Here is a 17809-nt window from a genome sequence, read left to right on the forward strand (position 1 = left end):
AGTTAAATATTAGCAAATTTAATCTCTGTTTATGTTTGTTTTGGGAAGATCTATATAGATTGGCCATAGGTAATCTTGGCATCTTATATCACATCGCTGGATTTGGAAACGGATAAATATAGCTTGCACGTGCCTGTAATCGCAATATATGATACCACTACAACAAGGGTTTTCGCTTGACCCACAGTTGTTGTTAAATCAGTACGGACCAGCGATAGTAAGTGCGGCAGTCACCGTCGTTCTGTTCGCCATCTCGTTCGTAGTCATTTACTACGTTGGGAAGACACTCGTTGTCCGAGCTCTGCGTACGGGACTGAGAAGTCGCGGCATCAATGAAACCATTGTCGGACTGGTTGTCAGTACAGTCGTTGTAATTACAGCTGTAGTGGCGCTGGCGATCGCTGCGACCATCGCAGGTGCCGGTGTCGTCCTCGCAGCGTTCGGGACGCTTGCGGGTGCGCTTGCTCTGGCTGTGGGTTTCGCCGCCCAAGACCTTATCGCGAACTTCGTCGCAGGGATTTTCATCATCCAGGATAAGCCCTTCCAGACGGGCGATTGGATCGAATGGGATGGCCATACTGGCGTCGTTCAAGAGGTCCAGCTTCGCGTGACGAAGCTCAATTCGTTCGATAATGAGGAAATGACCGTACCGAACAGTGACCTCGTCAACGCCGTCGTGACGAATCCGATGGGTAACGATGAACTCCGTGTCGGGGTGGATTTCGGTATCGAGTACGATGCGGACATCGAACAAGCGCGTGGAGTTATCATAGAGGAGGCGAAGAACCTTGACGGTGTGCTTCCGAGCCAGGAACCATCGGCGCCGGTTACGAGTCTCGGGGACTCTGCCGTAGTGCTCTCAGGGCGGGTTTGGATCGACCCGAACAAAACGGGCTACGCATCCACAGTAGCCGCGTTCACTGAAGCCGTTAAAAAGCGCTTCGACGCGGAAGGAATTGGGATGCCGTATCCCTACACTGAAGTCACCGGGAGTGTATCTATGGATGGTGTGGAGGGCGAATTCCAAGTATAGACTAACCGATCAGTGGATGTTTTTGATGTCAGAGCATGAGAAATGAGACTATACAAACCAATATTAGCAGATTCATAATTTCGAAGGTGATTTTGCTGACGAACATATTTGTTAAGATTTATCCACAATCAGCTGAGGCGAAAAGTGGTATGTTGCAGTACCCAACTTCAGACTATTTTCTTAGAAGGAGATGTTGATGCACTACCCGCCCTGAAACAAACGTCTTCTACTGGCGAGAACAGCTGTTCGCGGGTATCGATAATCGTGGTTCGGCTAATGAATTGAGTATCGAAATCAATATGTCTAGAGTTTGCTTATTTCTTAGATGGTCTCACCGTGGTTGTACCTCATCGTTGCAGCGGTCTTCGAAACAGGTTGGGCAATCGGTCTCGAATACTCAGACGGGTTCACGGAACTCGTCCCCAGCGTCGCAACTGTGATTTCAATGGCGATCAGTGTTGTTCTGCTCGCGAAAGCTGTTCAATCGTTACCGATTGGAACAGCCTATGCAGTCTGGACGGGCATCGGAGCTGCTGCAACTGCTATCCTGGGCGTTGTCTTATTTGACGAGACTTCGAGTGTTGTCCGGTTTGGATTTATTGAGCTCATCATCGCTGGTGTTATTGGGTTGGAAGTTACAGGGCATTAGGATGATTTTCACAATTTCAAATGAAGTGTGAGCTGCCTTGGGATAAAGTCACGAGGTACCGCCTCACACATCTGGTGGAGGTCTGCAAGATAAAGAGTAGTTTCCCATACCGATACGAAAACCCACGCTCTTTATATACTGAATCGGGGTACGATTAGGGTGTCCGAACACACCATACAGATCGCCGCCTATGTCCGCGTCTCCACCGACGACCAGAATGAGGATCGCCAGATGCGAGCGATCCGCCAGAAGTACAACGAGGAAGAGAACTCGAACGAGATCGACTGGTTCTGCGACCTCGGCGAGAGCGGGGCGTCAACCTCGCGACAGGAGTATCAGCGCCTCCGCGAGCATGTCGCCGAGTACGACGTGGTGGTCGCCCACGAACTCGACCGGCTTGGACGGTCGTTCACCGACCTGGCTGGCTTCGTCGAAGACCTCCGCGAGAAAGACGTCGACATCGATCTCGTGAACCAACCCATCGGCACGGTCGGTGAGGACGACTGGATGGCCGAGATGATACTCAACATGATGATGGTGTTCGCCGACGCCGAGCGGAAGATGATCCGCTCGCGCGTCCAGGAGGGCATCGACGCCGCCATCGCCGACGGGAAGCGCGTTGGCCGACCGCCGTTTGGCTACACCGTCGAGGACGGCTTCCTCCAGCAGATTCCCTCGGAATACGTTCGCGCCCAGACGTTCATCCGCGAGGTCCGCAAGGGCCGCGAGAAGCACGCCACCGCCGCCTTTTTCGAAATTCCCGATTCAGCGGTCCAGAGCATCCTTGCACGGGCCGAGGCGAATTACGATATCTCGTTCGACAACGACCAATGGCGGCTCGAACGTGCGAAGGTCACCGCTGGCGAGAAGGACCTCCCGCCGCTCAATGCCCAGAGCGGACACCCGCCCGCACCGACGAGAAGCCCAGAGCAGTAATCGCTCGCCGGAAAGCAAGCGTTCAGAGCTATCGGTGCGCTTGAACGAACTGACTCGATCATGACCCGGTGGCAAGGCGACCTCCATACTCGACGGAAACCGATGGGACAACACTCACTGCACTACGGTAGCCGCGTGTAAGCAGTGAGCCCTCCGCTCAGTGTTCGTCTGTTGAACGACTTGTGGGAACGGTTAGATATACGAGATGGGGACGAAGCCAACGCCAGAGTCGGACGAACCCGACACAGATCCACGTATCGACGCGAAATCATCCGCCACAACCCCGCTGAACGACACTGCTGAGATGGTTGCAGCGGCTCTCGTCGCCGATGCGACCGGCTACAATGACCGTTCGCGGTTTGTCGAGGACGAATCCGACGGGAGTGGTGATGGTCTCGACGGATTTGTCGCGGATGTCACGACCATCGCGCAATCACAGTGCGAGCGGTGTGAGAGCTACGCCGACATCGAGACGCTGATCTACCACCTTCCGATCGATCATCTCACGTTCGCCGCACACGATTCGTTAGCGCCGTACTCGGGACCGTATCCGATGGCCCTACTGGTGCGAGCGTGCCTGTTTATGGAGATCAACGGCTGGGACGAAACCGCCCTTCACGACCATCTCCGAGCGCATCCCTCGCTGAGCCAGAATCTCGGCTTCGAGACGCTCCCAAATCAATCGACGTTCTGGCGCGCGTGGAACGAACGCTTCAGTGAGAAGCTCCACGACGCCGTACAGGAGTGTGCTGACGCGATTGTGAGAGCAACGCGTGCCTGCGAGGTTCCGCTCCCCGACCGGATCGAGACCGAAGAAACGGATGAGTCGGAGGATGACGACACTCCCGAACGTCAACTCGTCGCCGAGAAGACCGACGAGGTCTGGCAGCAGGCCAAGCCGTTCGTGACCGACGCCTTCGCGCTCGACCGCGGGCAGAACTGGCAGATTCACGAGAACGCCTTCTGGGAGCAACACGCCTACATGGGGATGCGCGAGGACATGTACGCGCGGAGCGGTCCCGCGTCGTTCTCGCTCGATACCACGCGGGAACGTATCCCGACGGGATCGACCCATCGCTATCAGATCGGGAAGCTCTCCGTCTCGGAGATTCGGGAGATGCTCCGGAACACCACACGAATGCTGATCGCTCGCGCCCGCCAGAACGGCGAACTCGACGGGTCAGTCATGGCGGCCATCGACGTGACCAAGGGCTTCCCGTTTACCGGCGACGTGGAAGACCAAGAGGACGATATCCTCGGGTACAAGGACGGTAGCGACTACTACCAGTGGGCGGTGCTCAAAGTCGTCGGGATGGACGTCCCGCTCGTGCTCGATGCCATTCCGCGCGTGCGCGGACAATCGAAAGACGAGATCGTCGAGAAGCTCCTGTCGCAGGCGACGGAGATGGTGGATATCGACCTCGTGATGATGGACCGTGAGTTCGATAGTGAGTCGGTCAAGGACACCTGCGAGGAGCACGGTGTCCACTACCTGAATCCGACGCGCATCTTCACCAATAGCGACGAAGCAGACACCATCGCGTGGATGTACCGCAACGGCGAACGGTTCCACGTCACTGAGGAGGAAGCCGACGGTGGATCGCCCACCCGCAAGCAGGTCTACCTCCCAAAACGGTCGAATTCGGACGACGACAAGGATGAAGACGACGATCTCTCAGCAGTATGGACGGAGCTGTGCGGCGAGTGGGGGTTCGAGGACGTGGACGGCGAACCGAGCGAGGGGATGTCGTTCTCGCGGCTGCTCGCGGACATCCAGCGCGAAGAGGCAGTCGAAGAGCGTAAGCAGAAAGCACAGAACGGAGAGGTGGACACCGCCGGAACCGTGGTATTCGAGACGAATCACCCCTACGTCACCGCCGGTGACGCCGACGATCAGCAGATGGACGGAATAGCGTTCGTCCACATGATCGAGCGGCTGATTCGATGGTATCGCCGTCGTTGGGGTATCGAGAACGGCTTCAAAAAGCAGAAGCACTTCATGGTGCGAACCACCTCGACCGAGCGCAACTATCGGTTCTTCAACTTCGCGTTCGCGTGCGTCCTCTATAACGTCTGGCGGCTGGTGGACCTGCTGGTGAAGATTGCCATCGACGGTGAGAACCGCACGTACGCACCGCGAGTGGATGCGAACCAGTTCCTGACCGTCGCCAAGCAGTACCACGGGCTCGATCCGCCAGACTGAGGCCGGAACAGCCCTGTGATCGCCTCGGTGGTGAGCAGCGGCACTGTTCAGCACCGCTTTATTTCGCTTCATGCTGGTCCGGTTCTGAGATACCACCCTGAGACTGACCTGCGCTCGTTTACCACTGCCGGGACAGAGCCGAAACAAACGCCCGATCCATGCATTGAGCAGCTACCTAGCCGACATCAGACCTAGACCGGGTCACAGAGCTAGGTATCGCGCGAGCCAACCGCCAGAGTCGTCCAGCACAGTACCAGCGCAACGACGGGTTACTTCGAATGGCAGGACGCGAACCGTCTCGCCAACGAGTTCACCGTCGAGGAGATTATCGACCGCGTCCGAGCAGCTCGCTTGCAATTCGTTGGCCGATTCGTCCGCTTGCACCGAGTAGTAGTACGTTCGTTATGTTTTCTGATTGTCGATAGTCGTCTGACGATACGTGGCGAGTGCCACAGTTCCGACCACATCTTCACACTTTGGTATTAGAATGTGACCTTAATATAGTTGAGCGAACATAGTTGTGACCAAGTCACATCAATGTCGTCGGACTCATCCATCGAAGCAAAGTACGATAGTTGCCCCGTGCTCGAAACGCTCGAAGAAGTCGGGTCTCGGTGGCGAATGTCCGTAATCCATGTTCCTCGGAGGGGGATCTCCGATTCAACGAAATCAAGCGAGCGACGGATGCTAATTCACAAACACTGTTCCGCGTACTGGATGATATCGAAGAGAAAGAATACGTCGAACGTCAGGTTGAAGAAGCAAGTCCAGTCGCGGTTTATTATTCGTTGACACCAAAGGGCGAGGGCCTCCTCTCCGCATTCGACGAGATTTATGAGTGGGGACAAAAATGGCTTGATAGCGAAGACAGATGAGTTGGTACAGGCTGGATAATCCAAATACCAAATCGGTAGTTATCGCTCGATATAGAGGGAGTATGTGATGATCGCGAATCCAAGCATCGTCAAGAGATTATCTATTGCGACACCTGTTGCGAAGCCAACGTTGAATACCTGATCGGCGATCCCTCCGAGGAGTGCCCCAAATGTGATAGTCCCGAAACCGATTGCAAGGGCGCGTAATGAAGAGGCTCCTGTCCGTCGATGTGCCCGGTATGCGATATAGGTAATTCCTCCACCTAAGAGCAGAATTGCGGCTTTGAGCACGATAATCGTTAACATCATCTGGCTCATAGCTCATCACCCATTTCCGACCATATCTCAGCGAGGCGTTCATCTGCCGACAGCCTCTGTCGGTCGATTGCTACGTCGAACTGATCGTCGTCGCCTACTGAGATGGTCACATTTTCAAAGTCTCGTTGATACCGCGTAATCCGGCCACGTTCTGAATCAATGTGCATGAGCTCTCGCACGAGCGAGGTCGTACTGAGGAGGTCCAGTTTACGGTATACTGTCGACGGTGGGATCTTACAGTGTTTTGCGAGTTCTTTAGCAGTCATGGGCTCATCAGTGTTTTTGAGAATATCTCGGCAGTCAGGATCATCCAGCGCATCGAGAACGTCCTGAAGTGTCGGTTCGTCCTCGTTCTTTGCTGGGTCGGTTCCCATCGTCGACTTTTAATTCGTGTGCATCGGGAATACGTGGCTCGATTTGGTGATCAGTACTCTGAGGCTTATCACTCTCATACTGGGTAGCTGCCGTCATGGGATGATACACGATATCCCGTTCTATAGTATCTCGCCGATTCGACCCCGGGGAGAGAACGGCGTTCGGTGACGTCTTGGGCTCACTTTTCTCATACTATGGGTCTCGGTAGGAGTTATCCGAAAGTCGTTGTCGACTGTTACTGGTGAGCTGATAGCGACCGACACTTCTACGCGACTCCGATCTGCTGTTTCCTCGTCATCGAAATTGCGCCACTCCGGCCCACGATCGAGGGCATCTCCCGAGAGCACTAAGCCGCACTCGTCACAGACTGCTTCGCCGTGCTCTGCATCATCGACAATCCGCCCGCTACACTCGGGACAGGCCGAGCGTGATCGCCCTTCGGATCCGGTAGACTGTGTGTCGGAACCCCGACGACGTTCGTGTAGTCTGGTGCTCATCTCATTCATGATTCTGGCAGCGGAGTTGAATCGGTTGAGCTACTCTCGATCGAGTGAGTCTCTCTATCAAAGATAGTCGAGCTAGTAGTATGACCAATCGGCGGATTCCCAGCTTCTGAGAATCCCCCCAAGGAGCAATGCTGTCGCCGTTCTTGAAGCTGTTCCCACCTATTGGGAATCCACCGACGATTGACTCACAACCGCACCTAACGGACACTCATGAACCGAGATCCGAGGAATGGGGCCAGTGTATGAGTCTAACCACACTGCTGAGTACTGTTGGCCCAGGGTGGGTGGCGTTCCTCTCCCCGGAACTCGCCAGCCGCATGCAGTTCGGATGGACGATCTCCGTCCACATCATCTTCGCGTCCCTCTCGATCGGGCTCGCGCCATTTATCATCTACTTCACTTGGAAAGACGTGCGGACGAGTGAACAGCGTTATGCGCGATTGCGTTCGTTCTGGGTAAAGGTGTTCGCCGCTGGCTTCGTGATGGGCACTGTCACCGGGATTCCGATGAGCTTCCAGTTCGGCACGAACTTTCCGCAGTTCGCCGAGGTGGCCGGTGAACTGATCGGCGGCCCGCTGGCCTTCGAAGCGAAGATGGCGTTCTTTCTGGAGGCCGTCTTCCTCGGCGTATTGCTGTACGGCCGCGACCGCGTTGGGGACCGAACGTATCTCATCTCGTCGGTGCTCGTCGGCTTCGGCGCTTGGTTATCAGGATTCTGGATTCTGATCGTCAACGCCTGGATGCAGACCCCACGGGGCTACGAGATGGTCACCCGCAACGGGGTGGAGATCGCCAAACTAACCGACCCGTTTGCCGCGTTTCTCACCCCACGAATGCCCTGGATGTACGTCCATATGATGAACGCGTCGGTGATTTCGGTCTCACTGCTGGTCGCCGGCGTCTCGGCGTACATCATCTGGAAAAAGCCCGATACGGATGTCTGGAACACCGCACTCAAGCTGGCTGTCGTACTCCTGATCGTCTCCGCACCGCTTCAGGCGGTCCACGGCGACGCTTACGGCCGTCACGTCGAAGATACCCAGCCACAGAAGTTCGCCGCGATGGAGGCTCACTACGAGACGGGACAGGCCGACCTGCACCTACTCGCGTTTCCGAGGTCCCTCGAGGCACTTACCGACCCGCGCGCCGAGAATCTCATCACCGTGAGCCTCCCGGCGATCGGGTCGTTCCTCGCCAGTGGTGGGGATTTTGAGGCCGAGGTCATCGGACTGAACGAGTACGAGGAAAACCCTCCCGTAGCACTCGTGTTCTGGTCATTCCGCTTCATGGTCGGGCTCGGGTTCCTGTTTATCGGGCTAGCGCTGTGGGGCGGTTACCTCACGTACCGTGGACGGCTGTCTGACAGCACACGTTATCTGAGGACGATGATTGCTGCATCGCCACTCGGCTACGCCGCGTTACTCACCGGCTGGTACGTCACTGAGATCGGCCGCCAGCCGTGGGTCATCCAGGGTGAACTCAGGACCAACGAGGTGGTCTCCTCGACACTGACCGGGACGGAAGCGACACTGACCCTAGTCGGGTTCGTCGTCGTCTACGTTGGGTTGATGTTGACAGCCCTGTACGTCCTGAAGTGGCTGGTCCGGGAAGAACTCCAGGCGCTCGGTGTCAGAGAGTCGAGTGAGGGGCGCTGGCACGGTCCGATCCCGGGGGTGAGCGACGATGACTGACCTATTGTTGCCCGTCGACGCCTACCTTGTCGAGTGGCTGCCAGAGATATGGTTTGGTGCCGTGCTGTTCGCACTGGGGATGTACGTCATCCTCGACGGATTCGACTTCGGCATCGGTATACTGTATGCGACCCGGACGGACGAACACGAACGGGAGACGTTGTTGGCGGCGTTTGGCCCGGTTTGGGACGCCAACGAGGTGTGGATCGTCGCCTTCGGGACGATGCTGCTGGCGGCGTTCCCGCGGGTGTATTCCCGGCTCCTTGCGGACAACTATTTGCTCGCAATCGGGTTCGTCCTCGCGTTGGTGTTTCGCGGAGTCGGCCCAGAACTTCGCGAGCAGCGCGACGACGAATGGTGGAAGCGCTACGCCGACTACGCCTTCGTCGGTGGCAGCGTCTTCGCACCGCTGCTATTCGGGATGCTCGCCGGCCGCTGGCTGTTCGGCGAGGCGACGCTACCAGTGGTGCTGACTGGTATCGGTCTAGTCGCTGTCTCTATCGCCACGGGTGCGGCGTTCCTCGCGGCCAAAACCGAGCCCGGTCTGGCGTCGGAACTGCATGCGTACGGCATCGGTGCGACACTGGCGTACCTCGGTGGGGTGGTCGTGCTACTAGGAGTGGTTGTCCTGACCGACGCAGGCGGCGCTGCCGACACGGTGCTCTCGCTTCCCGTGGCTGCAGTCGTCGTCCTCTCGGTCACCGTGGGGCTAGGGGGGAGCGTGCTAGCCAGACACGGCCAGTACCGCGCCTGGCTGGCGAGCGCGCTGATGCTTCCCACACTACTGACGATCTTGGTCGCAGTTCTGCTGTATCCGACGATCTACCCGCCAACCGGGTTGCTGGTTAGGGAGGCGATCGTGTCGCCACTGGCGCTGAATCTCGTGACCGTCCTCGGGTTTCCGGTGCTGCTGCTGGTGTTGTGGTACTTCAAGTTCCTCTACGGCGTGTTCAGCGGCCCGATCGAGGGTGAGGGGTACCGGGGGTAACCCCACCAGCTTCTCGGCTTCTGGTCCTATAAAGCGTCTTTGTTGTGTCCTCTCGTGCAAATGGTCGATTTCTCATCTCACTTTACGGTTGGAAATTACTATTAGATGGAACCCACCGAATCAGATCTGTGTCCGAACGAGCCAAAATATCGGGCTCACAGAGAGACGTTCCTTAGAAGCGGTCAGGAACACTCACAGCCGTATTCGGATCAGTCGATATGGACGACGACTTTGCCCTGGTGAGCGCCGCTCTCGAGGTAACAGTACGCTTCGGTGGCCTCGTCAAATTCGGACGTCCGGTCGATGACAGGCGTCATCCCGGCCACCTCGATGGCCCGAACCATCCGGTCGAACATCGCTCGGCTGCCGACTCCGGAGACGCCTTCGAGTTCGATCGCCTTCCCGAGAACGAGCGCTGGATTGACCTCGCCCTGCTGACCCGTGAGCACGCCGATGAGATGGACGTGGCCGTTTTGCCCTGCCCGCCGACCTCGATCACGTGGTCGACGCCGCCCTCCGTGAGGTCACGAACTGGGTCGTCCCAGTCGGGCGTCGCTTCGTAGTTGATGGCCTCCCACGCACCGAGATCGGCGGCGGTTGCGAGTTTCTCATCGCTGTCGTCGTTCCCATCTACGTCACGTTCCTCGTCATCATGGCGATCCTCGGTCGTATCGTAGGCGCTCGACTCCAGCTTCCCGACGAGGAGAGTCGAGCACTCGTATTCACGTCGGTAACGCGAAACTCGCTGGTGGTCCTTCCACTCGCACTCGCGCTCCCGGCGGACTACGCGCTGGTTCCAGCAGTCGTGGTTACGCAGACGCTAGTCGAACTCATTGGAATGGTTGTTCTCACTCGTCTCGTCGGCTTGCGCGTCTGGGAACGGTCGGGAGCGCTGATTCGGAATGTCGGCTCTCTCTGATCAGCCACACTCCCAGGGAGAGTTGAGTGGCCTCGGCTGACGGTGAAGAAGCGGACGCATCAAGCCTATCTCTGATGGCGTGCCGGTAGGGCCATGCATTAAGAGAGCTAGTCTCAACTTCCCCCATACTGGAGAAGTTCACAGATTCGGAGGATGGACTATTTTCGCGTGCTTTTGGGCTTATCTTGGCTCGGACAGGCTACATTGGTGGTGCATCAAGTTAATATCTATTTGACCAAAATAGTCTAATAGTCATATAGCATATGTCCACGTGTGGAACTCATGTTAAAGCAAGATCGATTGTCGCAATGTCGCGTGTGGAACAGAGAGGAACACTCACGCGACTCACAACCATTCCACAGTACTACCCATGCCGACTTTTACTGAAGAGAAACGCAAGCGGGTCCGAGAAGCGCTCCGTGAGACCGGGCGCGAACTCTTCGCTCAGTATGGTATCCGCAAAACGTCGATCTCGGAACTTACCGAAGCGGTTGGGATCGGGAAGGGCACATTCTACCAGTTCTACGATTCGAAAGAGGATCTCTACGTCGATATCTTGGAACAAGACATCGAGACCTTGATTCCGCAACTCTTGCGTGAATCCGTCCAGAAATACGACGATCCGGAGCAGGCTATCACTGCGTTGCTCAACGAAACGCTTGATGAGTTCGAGTCGAATCCACTGCTCCGACAGGTTCTCGCCGAAGGCGAGATTGACCATCTCCGTGATAGCATTCCGGATGAGGAACTCACGGAGAAGCGTGCTCATTCGATGAGCTTCTTTTATCCATATATCGAGGACTGGTACGACGACGGGAAAGTCGTAGGACCGGACCCTGAAATGGTCACGGAAACGATTCGCGCGGTCAGCCGGATCGTCCTTCAGAGAGAGCAAATCGCTGAGGAAAGATACCCAAAGGTTCGAGAGACACTCGTCGAAGCGGTTGCAGCAGGATTGACACGCGACGTCAAGCATTCGGAGGGCTTAGATGAGTAACATTGACAGCCGGGAATCCCTCGAAGCTGACGACCCGTACGTCGTCACTCTGAATCACCCGACGGCTGCCGACCGTGCACTCGTCGGCGGGAAAGAGGCAAATTTAGCTCGGCTTGTCGAAGCTGGATTTCCAGTACCCGACGGGTTCTGTGTGACGACTCTTGCATACTGGGAACTTATCGACGATGATTCGATCGACGCATTGCTTGACGATCTCTCCAATCTTGATCCGACAGACACCGAGGCCCTCGCCGCCGTAGGGTCGTCTCTTCGCGCCTGTATCGAAAACCAGGACGTCACACCATCTATCCGAGAGGCTATCGAGAACGCGCTCGCTAATGTTGAGGCCGAAGCCGGGTCCGAGACAGCGTATGCAGTGCGCTCTTCGGCGACAGCTGAAGACCTCCCGGACGCTTCCTTTGCGGGCCAGCAAGAGACGTTTCTTAACGTTCGCGGTGCGGACGATATTGTCGACCGAATCCGCGACTGTATGGCGAGCCTATTCACCGACCGCGCGATTGCCTACCGGGCAAGAAACGACATCCCTCACAAAGAGGTAGCGCTGGCAGTCGTCGTCCAACGGATGGTCACCCCCGACGCAGCGGGTATCCTGTTCACCGCCGATTCACAGACGGGTAACCGCCGCGTCACGACCATCGAAGCCGGAATCGGACTGGGGGAGGTGTTGGTGTCCGGGGAGGTGAACGCAGACACTGTTCACGTCGATACACGAACCGGCAAAATTCTCGGCTACGAGGTGGGCAACCAAGGATTCGCAGTGCAGCCGCTCGAGGAGGGAGGAACCAAGACGGTCGAACTAGACGACCGCGACAACCGCGTGCTCTCGGACAAGCAGGTCCGGACGCTCGTGGAACGGGGTACAGAAATCGAAGCGCTGTTCGAGTGCCCCCAGGACATCGAGTGGTGTCTCGCGGACGGGGACTTGTATATCGTGCAGGCCCGACCGATCACGTCGCTATTTCCGCTGCCGTCACCCGAACCCGAGGACGACCGTTTGCATGTATACCTCAGCTTCGGACACGTTCAGGCGTTCGCCGAAGCGATGCCACCGCTCGTGAGGGACGTCTGGATGGCGTACATTCGCCTTTGGATGACAGAGGTCGGAATGGACCCCGACACGCAGTGGTTCGTCGAGGCTGGTGGGCGTCTCTACATAGACATGACGACGCTCTTACGGGTCGGCGTCTTTCGGAGGCAGATTCCGGATCAGCTAGCGGAGATGAGCGAATCGGTGGGTGCAGCCTTCGAGAATGTGTTGGCTCGGCGCGGCGAGGAATTCCGGAGCGATCGGACGGTACGCGATACGCTCGCGGCCCTCCCCCGGTTCGCTGGCATGGTCGGGTGGGGGATTTGGATGGGTTTTCCGATCATGTCATCGATGTTTTCCGGGTTTTTCAGTGCGTTCGTTGGCGAGCCGAACCCCCCCGAACGTGAGGAAACCAAGTGGACAGATTGGGGGCGGGACGTCGCAGCTGGGGTGCGTGCACCCGACACGCCCATCAAGCGGGTAAACGCTGGCTTTAATCTCTCGGAACAGGCCATCCATTACCCACCCACTGGGCCATTGTTTCCAGACACTCCCGAGGACGTCAACGATGTCGCCAAAGGCCTTCCAGTTGATCTGGTGACGCGGATTAATCTCGGGCTGGGTGACCTCGCGGATGTCGCTCGTGACCATCCCGAGGTTGTTGAGGCGCTGCGGGAGGATGCGTCGCTAGAGGAGATCGAAGCATGCGAGGGTGGCGAGGCGTTCCGTGCCGTACTCGATGAGTTCCTTGAGGAGTTCGGCCACCGTGCAGCCGGCGAGATCGACGTCAGCCGGCCACGATGGCGCGAGAATCCGTCGGGGTTGCTCGCGACGGTCCGCGCAAACCTCAAACATGAGGGAGAAGGTGAGCACCGTGAACACCTTCGCAAGATGGAGCGAGAGGCGAAGGCGGCAGCCGAACGGCTCGAACAGCGGGCCGACCACGGGCTGCTCGGCCCGATACAGAAACGATTCGTCCGCCGACTGATCCGAACGTATCGCGGCTACATCCAGACCCGCGAATATCCCAAACAGGGCGTCTCTTACCTCTTCGCCGCATGGCACGAAACTTTCCAAGAGGCCGGCGAACGTCTCGCCGACGAGGGCCGACTGGCCGATTCCGATGACGTCTGGTTGCTCCGGGAGGACGAGTTGCTCGCCGCACTGGAGGGCGATTCGATCGACGTTGATCTCGCGGCACGGCGAGCCGAATTCGAGCGCCACGCAGCGATGGATGCGCCACCAGTGCTCACGAGCGAGGGGGAAGCGCCGAGCGCGGTCATCGACACACGAAGGAAAGAATGGAAGACATGGGTGGCAATGGGGATTGACTGATCTCCAAAAGTGTCAGAACACATCTAAAATCAATGCTGCGGGCTATTTTCCTGATAGTAGCCGTGATCGTCCGTCACTGGCAGCTTCCGTGATTTGAAGTTGGAGGTTTCGGCTATTGGCCTCGCCAGTCTGGAGGTCGTAACTCCCGCGAACCGAAACATCGTTTTCGTGTGCTTTTGCGACGAGCTGGTGGAGCTGCTGTTCGAATTCATCGCTGTCCATAGTAGCACGCCGATCACGATAAACCGTAACATAGTTATTTCGGAATTGGCATCATCACCTCAAAATCAGTTCCTCGTTCACAGGCTTAAAGAGAATGCGTGCGAGGCGCCAATACGAATCTGTGCACCCTAGTCGGTGTCGGCGAGTAGGTCGCTGAGCGATACGAGTAGAATGCTACCTACTGCTCAGTGGTCGTTGGCCCAGAGAACACCGACACATCGGATTTTTGGGTCATTCTAATCCCTTGGCTTCAGAGACGCTTGAGTTCCAAACTTTGTCATAGTATCAAAATAGTCCTCTCCTCGTCGGTATATTCGATGAATTCAACTATTAAATAACATACTAAATGTATGTAAACTATTGTTGCTCATTACTACGTCATCAAACAATACTGAGGACTATATTGTTAGTTACCGGGTATACTAGCTAAACGCACCTGCGACGAGTAACGGGAAGACGAGTGTCGCCTCAGCTTGCACTTGGGTATAGTTCGTTTCTTCTGCCTTAATTTTGCCCCATGAAACGGCTTCGTTGGGAGGGGCTCCCGAGAGAGAGCCGTCTCCCTCCATCCCTGTTGAAATATAAACCGCGTAATCTGCCCCACCTCGGAAGAGATTGGTCATGATTGCATGGTGTTTTGGGACACCATCACCGACCGCGATAAGCCCCGTTGTGTCTGCATCCATTCCCCCCTCAATGAGCCTCTCATAATCATCAAGCAGTTTGATATCGATTTTAGCGTCGTGTTGCTGGCGATAGTAATAGAGGAAATTTCCGACTTCCGCATCGGTTAATGCCGGACAGTACACCGGTACTTCGTGCTCAGCAGCCTGTTTCAGCACTGAATTCTCATCGTCCAAAGCTTCACCCAGTTCGTATGCAAACGCGGTTGGCGTCCGCACTGACTCTTCAGCGAAAAATTCATCAAAGAACTCGTAGAGAAATTCTTCTAACCAGACGTATCGATCTGAGGGAACGAAAATGTTCCCGAGTCGGTTGATCCCTCTCTCACGGAGTGCCGCTTCGTCCGCATCCCACTCGCCCATCTTAAATGGGTGCGCTGTTTTGATGACGTCCTCAGTTAGTCCGCCAGAAGTAGTGATAAGGACATCAATATATCCTCTACGGATGAGTGAAGCGACGATCTCACGTAGTCCTGAGGAAATGATGTTTGACGTACATGTGAGATAAATCGTTGCGTTCGCTTCTTGCATTTGTTTGGCGATGTCGATGGCTTCTGCGAGCTGTGTCGCTTGGAAGCCAGTTGTTGCATATGAGTCTAGCAGGTCGTGGAAGTCAAACTCCCCACGAAATTCGTAGCCTTGTACATCTGGTGTATTTAGTTCTTCATCGCTTCCTGGAACCACCTGCTCGTGAGAATCTTCATCCATGGATCTCAGTATGTAGAGAGTGATTTTGAATCAATCGAAAAGACCCGAGTGAATGACCACCCTGGGTTGGTACCATGGGCATAGTGATTGTTCGTACTGTGAACCGTACACATCAAGATAAACCCCCCGCTCCGGATTCATTTACAGGCCATCAATCGCAGTGGTTTCAGCGTGATTCGTGGGATTGTTCGTCCATTTGATGGAGTTCGGAGCCTTGGCTACGACCTCGCTGTCTCGACAATAACACAGGAGAGGGAGCGCTCATCGGAAAACCAAGTGATTTGAACGCTCAGGCAATCATAACCGACGAGTTTACACAATGGCACGGTAAGCATGGTAGAGTAGTTCCCATTCTTCCTGAACGTGTCAAGTAATGCACGTCGGATTCTCGCCCCGTATGAAGTAGTTCAATCGGTTATTTGCTATGCCGGCGGAGGCATATTCGTTGTATTCGGCTCGATTCTTATTCCAGAGAGTCGACCTACTCAGTAGTGTACGATCGGGAGTGTATTTTCATCGCTTGAGCTTCACTGCAGAGAATGCTAAGTCGATTATTGATATCCTCCACAAAATCATTCACCCTATCAGTTGTAACTACTCCTTGCGTTGTCGGTTTGATGAGATCGTTTTCTTCGAGAATACGAAGTGAGTAACGTACATGATGCTCTGGATATTCTGTTTGACCCGAAATTTTCGGACTCCCAATTGGTTCGTTTTCAATCACCAACTCCAGTATCTCTAGGTGGCGTCCGACTGTGTCGATCTCTCTGCTCATTATTTCCATCATGGTTTTATTTTACAGTTGGTTTGCTACAAATATTTATGTTAAGGTTTATCTGGAAAAATAAAGTGAATTCTTTGTGCGTGTGTTTTTGTGTGGTTTTCATATTAGCACACCCATAGAAATACGTATTACTCCAAGGCTTAGGCCGAAACCAGCCATTCCGATAACGATCACAAACCCATTGTTTACGCTATCGCCTTCAGTCAGCAATGCCAGAGAGACCAAGCTGCCGGTGCTTACTGCCAAGAATAGTCCAATTGCAAGACTAATGGCTAAAAAGACGGGATCACGCATGCTAGCAAACCGATAGACAGGCGAAAATACACCTTGAATCAGTGCAATATATCCACAGATAAGATATCCAAAAAACCCACAAAAGGCTAATCCAGCACCGTACGTAGCACTCCGATGAATTCGGAATAACGTCTCCTCGAAGATATTTGCTTTTCGTTTTGGCTGGTAGAGCAGCGGTTGCATATTATGGCCAGAGACCACGAGCTTCGTGGGCTTCTGCCAGACGAGACAGAGCAACAATGTATGCAGCATCACGCCACGAGACGTCCCGTTTCTCAACTTCCGCTCTGACTTTGTTCCATGCTCTCATCATCTCTTTCTCTAATTCATTATTGACCTGCTCAAGCGACCATTGTCGACGATTGATATCCTGTAGCCATTCGAAGTAGCTAACAGTTACACCACCAGCATTTGCGAGAATATCTGGGATGACAGGGATGTCACGTCCTCTGAGAATTTCATCTCCTCTGGAAGTCGTCGGCCCGTTTGCTCCTTCTACGACAATGTTTGCTTGGAGTGTATCTGCGTTGTCTTGAGTGATGACATTCCCGATTGCAGCCGGAATGAGAACGTCTACATCGACTTCGAACAATTCTGCTGCAGGCAGAATTTCATTCGCATGTTTTGTGACCGCCTCAGGCTCTTCATCGTGCGAAGGGATTCTTTGGACGTCAACACCATCAGCATCGTACGCAACACCGTTGACGTCGCTCACTGCAGTGATGGTTGCTCCCCAACTATCGAGCAATCGAGCAGCATTTGCACCGACACTTCCGAACCCTTGTACAGCAACTGATGTCTCTTTTAGCGGACGATCGTAGTAATCACAGACCTCTCGGGTGATGATCGCAACACTTCGACCAGGTGCTTCTTCCCGCCCATAGCTTCCGCCAATGACTGGTGGCTTGCCGGTGACAACACCTGGCGAGGTTTCTCCCTGTTGCATACTATATGCATCCATGAGCCATCCCATCGTCTGAGCATCAGTTCCCATATCAGGCGCTGGAATATCCTGCATGGGACCGGTGCTCTCCCGGAGCTCCTGCGCTAATCGACGAGTCAACCGCTCCTTTTCACCTTCGCTCAAAGACTTGGGGTTGACAACGACACCACCCTTCGCGCCGCCGAATGGAAGATCCATGACCGCGGTTTTCCATGTCATCCACATCGCTAAGCCAGTGCATTCTGCCTCGCTGACTCCAGGATGATAGCGGAGACCTCCTTTGTAGGGACCGCGGACGCTGT

The 17809-nt window shown here is 55.3% G+C and carries 15 protein-coding genes and 5 pseudogenes; 11 read left to right on the top strand and 9 right to left on the bottom strand.

Annotation, left to right across the window (positions count from 1 at the left end):
• Positions 1–148 precede the first annotated feature (148 nt).
• The 5 genes and pseudogenes from GT355_RS16325 to GT355_RS18655 form a co-directional block, all read left to right on the top strand.
• A complete protein-coding gene (locus GT355_RS16325) occupies positions 149–1033 on the top strand; it encodes a mechanosensitive ion channel family protein (protein WP_160135603.1) in 885 nt (294 codons plus the stop codon).
• 325 nt (positions 1034–1358) lie between these two features.
• Entirely contained in the window at positions 1359–1682 is a 324-nt protein-coding gene (locus tag GT355_RS16330) for a DMT family transporter (RefSeq protein WP_160135604.1), read from the top strand.
• Positions 1683–1856: 174 nt separating this feature from the next.
• Positions 1857–2618: a recombinase family protein gene (locus GT355_RS16335; RefSeq protein ID WP_160135619.1), complete on the top strand. Its 762-nt coding sequence runs from the start codon at positions 1857–1859 to the stop codon at positions 2616–2618.
• A gap of 304 nt (positions 2619–2922) precedes the next feature.
• Entirely contained in the window at positions 2923–4821 is a 1899-nt protein-coding gene (locus GT355_RS16340) for a transposase (RefSeq protein ID WP_160135605.1), read from the top strand.
• Between the two features lie 191 nt (positions 4822–5012).
• A pseudogene (locus GT355_RS18655) lies at positions 5013–5178 on the top strand (sugar-specific transcriptional regulator TrmB); the annotation flags it as partial.
• On the opposite strand, the pseudogene GT355_RS18660 reads toward GT355_RS18655, so the two are convergent.
• Positions 5153–5227, bottom strand: a pseudogene (locus GT355_RS18660) (NAD(P)-dependent oxidoreductase); the annotation flags it as partial. The pseudogenes GT355_RS18655 and GT355_RS18660 sit on opposite strands and share 26 nt — an antisense overlap.
• A 131-nt stretch (positions 5228–5358) precedes the next feature.
• Between GT355_RS18660 and GT355_RS16350 the strand changes: the two are divergent.
• Positions 5359–5696: pseudogene (locus GT355_RS16350) on the top strand (winged helix-turn-helix transcriptional regulator).
• Positions 5697–5735: 39 nt separating this feature from the next.
• On the opposite strand, the gene GT355_RS16355 reads toward GT355_RS16350, so the two are convergent.
• From GT355_RS16355 to GT355_RS16365, 3 genes are all read right to left on the bottom strand, one after another.
• Positions 5736–6014 carry a DUF7521 family protein gene (locus GT355_RS16355; RefSeq protein ID WP_160135606.1) on the bottom strand — a complete coding sequence of 93 codons (279 nt, stop codon included), beginning with the start codon at positions 6012–6014 and terminating at the stop codon, positions 5736–5738.
• A complete protein-coding gene (locus tag GT355_RS16360; protein WP_160135607.1) occupies positions 6011–6388 on the bottom strand; it encodes a winged helix-turn-helix domain-containing protein in 378 nt (125 codons plus the stop codon). Before GT355_RS16360 ends, GT355_RS16355 begins: the two co-directional genes overlap by 4 nt.
• 120 nt (positions 6389–6508) lie before the next feature.
• Positions 6509–6895 (bottom strand): TFIIB-type zinc ribbon-containing protein, encoded by a 387-nt coding sequence (locus tag GT355_RS16365; protein ID WP_160135608.1) that lies wholly within the window; start codon positions 6893–6895, stop codon positions 6509–6511.
• Positions 6896–7137: 242 nt separating this feature from the next.
• On the opposite strand from GT355_RS16365, the gene GT355_RS16370 reads away from it, so the two are divergent.
• Both GT355_RS16370 and GT355_RS16375 read left to right on the top strand, forming a co-directional pair.
• Positions 7138–8586 carry a cytochrome ubiquinol oxidase subunit I gene (locus GT355_RS16370; RefSeq protein WP_160135609.1) on the top strand — a complete coding sequence of 483 codons (1449 nt, stop codon included), beginning with the start codon at positions 7138–7140 and terminating at the stop codon, positions 8584–8586.
• The gene (locus GT355_RS16375; protein WP_160135610.1) at positions 8579–9574 is read left to right on the top strand and encodes a cytochrome d ubiquinol oxidase subunit II; all 996 of its coding nucleotides are present in this window, start codon (positions 8579–8581) and stop codon (positions 9572–9574) included. Before GT355_RS16370 ends, GT355_RS16375 begins: the two co-directional genes overlap by 8 nt.
• 209 nt (positions 9575–9783) lie before the next feature.
• Here the strand turns inward: GT355_RS16375 and GT355_RS18665 are convergent, their stop codons facing one another.
• Both GT355_RS18665 and GT355_RS18670 read right to left on the bottom strand, forming a co-directional pair.
• The gene (locus GT355_RS18665) at positions 9784–10023 is read right to left on the bottom strand and encodes a zinc-binding dehydrogenase (protein WP_420825980.1); all 240 of its coding nucleotides are present in this window, start codon (positions 10021–10023) and stop codon (positions 9784–9786) included.
• A gap of 56 nt (positions 10024–10079) precedes the next feature.
• A pseudogene (locus GT355_RS18670) lies at positions 10080–10142 on the bottom strand (hypothetical protein); the annotation flags it as partial.
• Between GT355_RS18670 and GT355_RS18380 the strand changes: the two are divergent.
• From GT355_RS18380 to GT355_RS16390, 3 genes and pseudogenes are all read left to right on the top strand, one after another.
• Positions 10134–10493, top strand: a pseudogene (locus GT355_RS18380) (hypothetical protein); the annotation flags it as partial. The pseudogenes GT355_RS18670 and GT355_RS18380 sit on opposite strands and share 9 nt — an antisense overlap.
• 370 nt (positions 10494–10863) lie before the next feature.
• Positions 10864–11490 carry a TetR/AcrR family transcriptional regulator gene (locus tag GT355_RS16385; RefSeq protein ID WP_160135611.1) on the top strand — a complete coding sequence of 209 codons (627 nt, stop codon included), beginning with the start codon at positions 10864–10866 and terminating at the stop codon, positions 11488–11490.
• Positions 11483–13873, top strand: a complete 2391-nt coding sequence (locus GT355_RS16390) for a PEP/pyruvate-binding domain-containing protein (RefSeq protein WP_240145856.1) — start codon at positions 11483–11485, stop codon at positions 13871–13873. The genes GT355_RS16385 and GT355_RS16390 overlap by 8 nt, the downstream gene beginning before the upstream one ends.
• A 644-nt stretch (positions 13874–14517) precedes the next feature.
• On the opposite strand, the gene GT355_RS16395 is transcribed toward GT355_RS16390, so the two are convergent.
• The 3 genes from GT355_RS16395 to gdhB all read right to left on the bottom strand — a co-directional run.
• The gene (locus GT355_RS16395; protein ID WP_160135612.1) at positions 14518–15486 is read right to left on the bottom strand and encodes a deoxyhypusine synthase; all 969 of its coding nucleotides are present in this window, start codon (positions 15484–15486) and stop codon (positions 14518–14520) included.
• An 883-nt stretch (positions 15487–16369) separates the two neighbouring features.
• Positions 16370–16747 (bottom strand): hypothetical protein, encoded by a 378-nt coding sequence (locus GT355_RS16400; protein ID WP_160135613.1) that lies wholly within the window; start codon positions 16745–16747, stop codon positions 16370–16372.
• Between the two features lies 1 nt (position 16748).
• The coding region (gene gdhB, locus GT355_RS16405; RefSeq protein WP_160135614.1) for a glutamate dehydrogenase GdhB at positions 16749–17809 on the bottom strand (1061 nt) is incomplete at its 5' end.

The sequence above is a fragment of the Halococcus salsus genome, assembly GCF_009900715.1.
Classification (GTDB): Archaea; Halobacteriota; Halobacteria; order Halobacteriales; family Halococcaceae; genus Halococcus; species Halococcus salsus.

Bases quoted from the DNA above. Each gene is read 5' to 3' on its own strand.
- GT355_RS16390 (WP_240145856.1), top strand. From the start codon at position 11,483: ATGAGTAACATTGACAGCCGGGAATCCCTCGAAGCTGACGACCCGTAC.
- GT355_RS16370 (WP_160135609.1), top strand. From the start codon at position 7,138: ATGAGTCTAACCACACTGCTGAGTACTGTTGGCCCAGGGTGGGTGGCG.
- GT355_RS16385 (WP_160135611.1), top strand. From the start codon at position 10,864: ATGCCGACTTTTACTGAAGAGAAACGCAAGCGGGTCCGAGAAGCGCTC.
- GT355_RS16330 (WP_160135604.1), top strand. From the start codon at position 1,359: ATGGTCTCACCGTGGTTGTACCTCATCGTTGCAGCGGTCTTCGAAACA.
- GT355_RS16375 (WP_160135610.1), top strand. From the start codon at position 8,579: ATGACTGACCTATTGTTGCCCGTCGACGCCTACCTTGTCGAGTGGCTG.
- GT355_RS16395 (WP_160135612.1), bottom strand. From the start codon at position 15,486: ATGGATGAAGATTCTCACGAGCAGGTGGTTCCAGGAAGCGATGAAGAA.
- GT355_RS16340 (WP_160135605.1), top strand. From the start codon at position 2,923: ATGGTTGCAGCGGCTCTCGTCGCCGATGCGACCGGCTACAATGACCGT.
- GT355_RS16400 (WP_160135613.1), bottom strand. From the start codon at position 16,747: ATGCAACCGCTGCTCTACCAGCCAAAACGAAAAGCAAATATCTTCGAG.
- GT355_RS16360 (WP_160135607.1), bottom strand. From the start codon at position 6,388: ATGGGAACCGACCCAGCAAAGAACGAGGACGAACCGACACTTCAGGAC.
- GT355_RS16325 (WP_160135603.1), top strand. From the start codon at position 149: ATGATACCACTACAACAAGGGTTTTCGCTTGACCCACAGTTGTTGTTA.
- GT355_RS16355 (WP_160135606.1), bottom strand. From the start codon at position 6,014: ATGAGCCAGATGATGTTAACGATTATCGTGCTCAAAGCCGCAATTCTG.
- GT355_RS16365 (WP_160135608.1), bottom strand. From the start codon at position 6,895: ATGAATGAGATGAGCACCAGACTACACGAACGTCGTCGGGGTTCCGAC.